General features: G+C 41.4%; 9 protein-coding genes and 1 pseudogene. 4 read left to right on the top strand and 6 right to left on the bottom strand.

Annotated features, from left to right (window positions below; translation table 11 throughout):
- Both DPF90_RS00045 and DPF90_RS00040 read left to right on the top strand, forming a co-directional pair.
- Nucleotides 1-278, top strand: a pseudogene (locus DPF90_RS00045) (IS4 family transposase); the annotation flags it as partial.
- Nucleotides 279-316: 38 nt separating this feature from the next.
- The gene (locus DPF90_RS00040; protein WP_114783426.1) at nt 317-508 is read left to right on the top strand and encodes a hypothetical protein; all 192 of its coding nucleotides are present in this window, start codon (nt 317-319) and stop codon (nt 506-508) included.
- 84 nt (nt 509-592) lie between these two features.
- On the opposite strand, the gene DPF90_RS00035 is transcribed toward DPF90_RS00040, so the two are convergent.
- The 5 genes from DPF90_RS00035 to DPF90_RS00020 form a co-directional block, all read right to left on the bottom strand.
- Entirely contained in the window at nt 593-1,372 is a 780-nt protein-coding gene (locus DPF90_RS00035) for a hypothetical protein (RefSeq protein WP_114783424.1), read from the bottom strand.
- 562 nt (nt 1,373-1,934) lie between these two features.
- On the bottom strand, nt 1,935-2,075 hold the full coding sequence (locus DPF90_RS20405) for a hypothetical protein (RefSeq protein WP_240314423.1): 141 nt from the start codon (nt 2,073-2,075) through the stop codon (nt 1,935-1,937).
- A complete protein-coding gene (locus DPF90_RS20400; protein ID WP_240314422.1) occupies nt 2,051-2,467 on the bottom strand; it encodes a transposase in 417 nt (138 codons plus the stop codon). Before DPF90_RS20400 ends, DPF90_RS20405 begins: the two co-directional genes overlap by 25 nt.
- A 78-nt stretch (nt 2,468-2,545) precedes the next feature.
- On the bottom strand, nt 2,546-3,868 hold the full coding sequence (locus DPF90_RS00025; RefSeq protein WP_114783422.1) for an IS4 family transposase: 1,323 nt from the start codon (nt 3,866-3,868) through the stop codon (nt 2,546-2,548).
- A 99-nt stretch (nt 3,869-3,967) separates the two neighbouring features.
- Nucleotides 3,968-4,219: a transposase gene (locus DPF90_RS00020; RefSeq protein WP_114783420.1), complete on the bottom strand. Its 252-nt coding sequence runs from the start codon at nt 4,217-4,219 to the stop codon at nt 3,968-3,970.
- Nucleotides 4,220-4,528: 309 nt separating this feature from the next.
- Here DPF90_RS00020 and DPF90_RS00015 point away from each other — a divergent pair, with 309 nt between their 5' ends.
- Entirely contained in the window at nt 4,529-4,954 is a 426-nt protein-coding gene (locus DPF90_RS00015; protein ID WP_114783418.1) for an InvB/SpaK family type III secretion system chaperone, read from the top strand.
- Between the two features lie 264 nt (nt 4,955-5,218).
- On the opposite strand, the gene DPF90_RS00010 is transcribed toward DPF90_RS00015, so the two are convergent.
- The gene (locus DPF90_RS00010; protein WP_114783416.1) at nt 5,219-5,506 is read right to left on the bottom strand and encodes a transposase; all 288 of its coding nucleotides are present in this window, start codon (nt 5,504-5,506) and stop codon (nt 5,219-5,221) included.
- A gap of 190 nt (nt 5,507-5,696) precedes the next feature.
- On the opposite strand from DPF90_RS00010, the gene DPF90_RS00005 reads away from it, so the two are divergent.
- Nucleotides 5,697-5,928 (top strand): transposase (locus DPF90_RS00005; RefSeq protein ID WP_162813957.1); only part of this gene is annotated, 232 nt, incomplete at its 3' end.

Raw genomic sequence — 5,928 nt, 5'->3', positions numbered from 1 at the left:
TTTTGCTTGCCTATAATTTAGTACGTTTAGAAATGATTCATATTGCCGAAGATGCGAATGTAAGTCCAACTCGGGTTAGCTTCACAGCAGCAATAAATTTGATAGATGCCCAGTTGCGCTGGCTAGCGCTCAGCCCCGATGGCACTTTACCTGTTAGGCTCAAACAAATGCGAGAGAGCATCAGCCATTTCATTTTGCCAGATAAAAGAAAGGACCGAACGTTTCCACGTTCAGTCCTCTTTGTTCGGGCCAAATATCCATTTAAATATAAGTGTTAATACTTATCCGAACGGCATTACCCCTAAAAGGAGGGGGTTTGCGCTTTATAGCCGATGATCTATATTATGAATGGGTCAACCAACATGCTCCACCGATAAGCCATCCTTATCATCAAAAAAACGCCGTCTGGAATACTTTGAAATTGCTAAATATCAAAACTATCGATAGAAATGACAACTTAAAAGTTGGCGGTTATCTCAGCTATCCGGTCACTACCCCTAGTCAGTAAAGGTTGTCGGAGCGTCATCATAGCGAATGGAGAGCCTGATCATACACCTAAACCTATCACGTGCCCAATTGCAGCGTAGCTGCTCTATTTAACTGAATAATATTTTTTTTCTAAATCTGTTATTATGCTGTCTATTTCATCAGTGGTTTTTAACTGACTCAGCATCCTGGTACGGTCAGTTTGAATCTTGCTGTCTATGTCATCAGTGGTTTTTAACTGAATCTGCATACTGGTACGTTCAGTTTGAATCATGTGGTTTATTCTCTCATTGAGTTTCCCTTCTATAACTGAATATTCAATATCGTTAGGATTTACCTTATTTGAGATATCGTTATACAAAGCTTGGTATAAAGGTGATGATGAAAAGCCAGGTTTAATTGTAGTTTGCTCATAATAAGCTTTTCTTATTAACTTCCTCTCGTTGTCTCTTGCCTTCTTATCTTCGTCGGTACCTAGATCGCGATGAATATTCCTCCGAAACATTTTATCTAGACTTTTCTCTCCAATACTTGCTATGTGCATCTCAATCTGGCTTACTTTAGAATTTCCATCGTCTGATTCTACTTGAACGTGTGCATGAGCCAAGGCTTGCTCAATCGTTTGATCTATCACTTTATTAGCATAGTCAGGATCTTCATACATTGATATGGGGGTATTTGAGCATTTAAAGTTGTATTGGTCATGAGTAACAGGTTCGAGATTATCATACATTGGTGCTTGGGAATTGTCCTGGATGTTAACTGTAGTTCCAAAGCTGTTTGCAACATTACTTACTTTAGTCACAACCATGGCTTGATTGAACTGGGAATTAGCATCGACTGTCATGGTAGAAGCTGGACGATGCAGTGTTTGAATTAGATTCATATAATTCTCCTGTTGAATGCACATTTGGGTTTATATAGGCATATAGTAATACTCGACACTCCGGTAAGTGATTTATCTATCAGGAGCATTTATTGGTAAGCCCATCAATTTTTTCCCGTGTGATATGTTTAGCGTGAATCTCAAGCTGGCTAATATCCACGTCTTTCGCGACAACTCATTTTATAAAGTGTTCGAGTTGTGGGTGTTGCGGCATATAGTGACCGGAGTCTAGGTGAAATGATTTAGCTTTGCCCTGTTCAATTTGAATAATGCCTGCACATAAAACCGGTTTACCACCTGTCGTGGAAGTGTTTTGCCTTTTTATCGGTATCAGATTGGGACACCTGAACTGGAGTCCTTGTAACTTTTAACAAAGTAGCCCTCCCTCGGTAAGTCAAAATGAAGTATCAGAATATTAACACCTATCTATTGATACTTATGTCAAAAAAATGTCATTTAAAAAGGGGGCTGTCGCAAAATTTTGCGTTGTCGGTTTAGATTCGCTCAACCTCTACCTAATGGCTTTGTTGCAGTACTCAACCCACTTTGTCTTTTGATATCATTAGGCCACTCGGTAGCTCTCGGGCATACCAAACTGGGTAAATCGATTCAATATTGATGCAGCTAGCACCATTTCTTGTTGTTGGTTCTTAAACTCTCTGCTGTGTAATTTGGGGCCTATGATGGTTTTGTAACGTTGCATCGCATTCTCTGATACATTCCTTTTCCCATACTGCTTTTTTTTTGCCAGCGCATGGGACCTAATGCCGAATACGCCACCAAATTGCTCATTCTTTTGGCCTGATGGTGATTGTCAGCATACAGACTGTCTTTAGAAGGGATGACTATCTCAGCTTCTGGAAACTCATTAGATAATGTGGTGTAAACACTATCCGTATCATAGATCTTATCCGCTGAAACGTGGTCGACATCAACATTGATTTGCTCACACAGCTCCCCCACGACTTGAAAATCCATAGTGTCTTTATCCGTCAATACCGCACCATGAATTATGTGGTCATCACTGACACCGAAATGCCGCCTTCTTCCAACTACGCTTTGCGTTAACCTTATGTTTTTCCTGATGACATTCACCTTTACCAAATTCTTTGAGGCCAGTAGAGTCAATGGCAATTGCCACTAAACCTTCATTTAATGCCGTTCGGATAAGTATTAACACTTATATTTAAATGGATATTTGGCCCGAACAAAGAGGACTGAACGTGGAAACGTTCGGTCCTTTCTTTTATCTGGCAAAATGAAATGGCTGATGCTCTCTCGCATTTGTTTGAGCCTAACAGGTAAAGTGCCATCGGGGCTGAGCGCTAGCCAGCGCAACTGGGCATCTATCAAATTTATTGCTGCTGTGAAGCTAACCCGAGTTGGGCTTACATTGGCATCTTCGGCAATATGAATCATTTCTAAACGTACTAAATTATAGGCAAGCAAAATGCCCCAAAGCTCTTGTCTAACTCCAGCAGCAAAGCGACTTCTAAGTGTCACTTCACTCTGCAACTGAGTTTGCTTGATTTCACCGTAACCTTCTTCAATTTGCCATCGTTGCCAGTAGATACTTAATAGGTGCTCCAATGGATACTTTTGAGGGTCTACTAACGAGGTTATGAACCCTTCAATCTCACCTTGCGGAGCTGTATACAGGACTAGCCGAGCTTGCCAATGCGTTGGTAAGTTGGGGTTCTTACTCTGTGCTTGGGGTGAAATTGGCATGGAGATCAGCATATCATTGTTGGCAAACTGTTTTACAACTTCATATCTGAGTTTACGTTTTACGGGGGTAAGCCAATGGCTGTCAGAAGCGGCTTCTTGCCACGATAGCAACAGTTCAGCGGAGAAATAACAACGGTCAAATAGTGTTAGTGAGTTCTCTGGTACATCATCCAGTAATCGCCGGGCCAAAGTTGCTTCACCAACACTACAGGCATCAAATGCGGCTCCCATCATCATGCGTGTTTCGGTAGCCATCAGGCCGACTAAACGTAATTGAGGGTAAGGCTTATACTTTTGAGAAATGAATCCAAATGCCTCTGCGTTTTCTTCAGAATCTTGGCAACGAAAGGTCGTGCCATCAACAGCCATAATGTTCAGGCCAAGGAATTTGTCCTTGACGAGCGCATCGGCTTCCCACGCTGTCACCGCTGTTTTAAATAGTGCAGCAAGAGGCGCTTCATCTAGGCGTCGCCTACAATCGGTTAGCACACTTGGGGCGACTCGAGACCATGTGTCCTCTGGTTTGGGTTGCAGAGCCAAATCGAGAGAACTGCAAACCTCTTTAATGGATTTATTTCTCTGCAATCCCATCCAAATGACGAGCCATACGGCTTGTTGGGCTGGTAGCCGACGCCTTCTGATACTCGCTTTAGATGTTTCATAGAGAGCTTGCTCTATCCATTCAAGTTGAATGGCATTAATTACAGACTCATAATTTTTGCCATCTTCAATAGTATCATGAGCTAGAACTAACTCTTCAGCCAACATAGAAAAATCCCCACTAACAAAGTTAGTGGGGATTATCATACGATCCCAGGATCGTTCAAGTCTCTAAACCGATCGGCATTAACTAAACCTTCATTGGGTTTATCTGTTTTTGAGTCTGGGCGTCTTAAATCCAAGCTTAGATTGGCGTTTTGACAATAACGAATAGTCAGGACAAGTGAACTCTGTGTAGCCCATTCCTGTTAGAAGGCTATCAATAAAACCTTGAGTTTGGCGAAATGGAAGTTTGAATACCAGCCTCAAATAATGGCACGCAATGAGCGTGCTATCTGGGTATTTTGGTGATGAGCCTGTGCCATCATAGAGACGTTGTTCGGTTTGCCAATTCGCCATAATCTCATCAGACAACCAGATATCAATACGCCACGATCACGTAAACTTTGGTTGTATTCGGCATAATTAGTCTGTCGATAGGTGTGTTTTTTGAAGTGGTGGCGCTTGGACTCATTGTGTTTGTAAGGCATTATTTTGGCGTTAGATGTGACGATATAGGTCGAGGATAAAGGAAGACACGCTTAAATAAAAATTGATGGTTTAATGAGCGCGCCAACAAAGCCATCTAGTAGCTATGGGTGATTTTTTATAGAAAACTTGCCTCGATTATGATTATATTGCTTACCTAATTGTGATTGGAGTTATATAATGCGTGATCCACTTTCTTTTTCTCAAAACATCCATCAAGACCTTAGCTCCTTGGTTCGGGCTGCTCTTTCTGGACTTGGTGTCTCAGATAACCTACTGAATGATTTTGATTCGCACTCCACGATTGCTATCGAGCTGGATGATGGACTCTCTATCAATATCTCATTGGCGGATGAACGATTGTTTGTTTGGTCTTTCCTTTCAGTCAGTGAAGAGCAATTGCTTTTTAACTCTAGAAATATCCTTTCTACCCTTATTTCGCCTGTTGAATTTGTTGAAACAGGTAGCTTGTCTCTAGGAAAGAGTGACGGTGGTTTTGAGTTGAAGGTAATGGTCAATTTAGACTCCTTAAAAGATGGGAAATTAGGGGAGATTTTGTCTTCCTTTAATAATCAATTGAAATTTATATTAAGCTCTCATAGGTAACCTCATATATGAATAATATTACTGAACGGCAAACTAGTTCATGTTTAGCGATTTCAAAGTATTGTTCTGCGCAACTTGTTCAGGACACTTTTCTAAAGGACTTTTCATAATCAATCGGTGACATATCGCCGTTAGTCGAATCTTGTGTTATTCGTTGAGGTGGCCTCTTCAACCACGCATAATAGGCTGAGCGACTCACATTCAGGCTGTTACATAAACGAGTAACAGGATAATCAGAAGTCAGTTGTTTAATCGTCTCAAAGGCTACTTAGTTTCCTTTAGCAACAGGGCGCTGGCCTTTTTTAGGATGTCCTTTTCCATCCTTAACTCTTTGTTTTCCTTGCGTAGCCACATTAACTCTGCTCGTTCATCAGGAGAGAGAGTTGAACCGGATTTCTCAGCTTCAAATTTCGCTTTCCAGTTGTAAAGAAGCTTGTCTGTGACACCCAAAGATGCAGCCGCCCTTGAAACGCTGTAGCCTTGTTCAGTGATCAACGCCACCGCTTCTCGCCGAAATTCATCGGTATAACTTCTGTTTTTTCGTTTTGTCATAGTCACCTCAATAGTAGGATTATATTCCTTTATTAAAGTGTCCTGTTGGATTAAAGCAAATCACTTAACCTTAGATTTTTATGCTAATACATTATTGAATATTAAATACTTTAATCGTGCTTATGTAGTGGTTTAATGATCCCGGACATCAAATTAGGTGGTAAAGTCTCCACCGTAAATGAGGTGTTCAATGACAAAACGACAACGACGTACATTTTCTTCTGAATTCAAAGTAGATGCCGCAAGCTTGGTTCTTGATCAAGGTTACTCAATATCTGAGGCGGCACGCTCTCTAGACATCGGTGATACGGCTTTACGACGCTGGGTCGATCAACTAAAGATTGAGCGTGGCGGAGAGACGCCAACGGTTCAAGCTCTGACGCCAGAACAGAAGAAGATCCAAGAGTTAGAAGCTAGGATTA

The sequence above is a fragment of the Vibrio tetraodonis genome (assembly GCF_003350295.1).
Lineage (GTDB): Bacteria > Pseudomonadota > Gammaproteobacteria > Enterobacterales > Vibrionaceae > Vibrio > Vibrio tetraodonis.
Note: the sequence above shows the minus strand (reverse complement) of the source record. Positions and strands in the feature narration are given on the sequence as shown.

What these genes read in the sequence shown, in the direction of transcription:
- DPF90_RS00035 (WP_114783424.1), bottom strand. Translation starts at nt 1,372, where the DNA reads ATGAATCTAATTCAAACACTGCATCGTCCAGCTTCTACCATGACAGTC.
- DPF90_RS20405 (WP_240314423.1), bottom strand. Translation starts at nt 2,075, where the DNA reads ATGCAACGTTACAAAACCATCATAGGCCCCAAATTACACAGCAGAGAG.
- DPF90_RS00025 (WP_114783422.1), bottom strand. Translation starts at nt 3,868, where the DNA reads ATGTTGGCTGAAGAGTTAGTTCTAGCTCATGATACTATTGAAGATGGC.
- DPF90_RS00020 (WP_114783420.1), bottom strand. Translation starts at nt 4,219, where the DNA reads ATGGCGAATTGGCAAACCGAACAACGTCTCTATGATGGCACAGGCTCA.
- DPF90_RS00015 (WP_114783418.1), top strand. Translation starts at nt 4,529, where the DNA reads ATGCGTGATCCACTTTCTTTTTCTCAAAACATCCATCAAGACCTTAGC.
- DPF90_RS00010 (WP_114783416.1), bottom strand. Translation starts at nt 5,506, where the DNA reads ATGACAAAACGAAAAAACAGAAGTTATACCGATGAATTTCGGCGAGAA.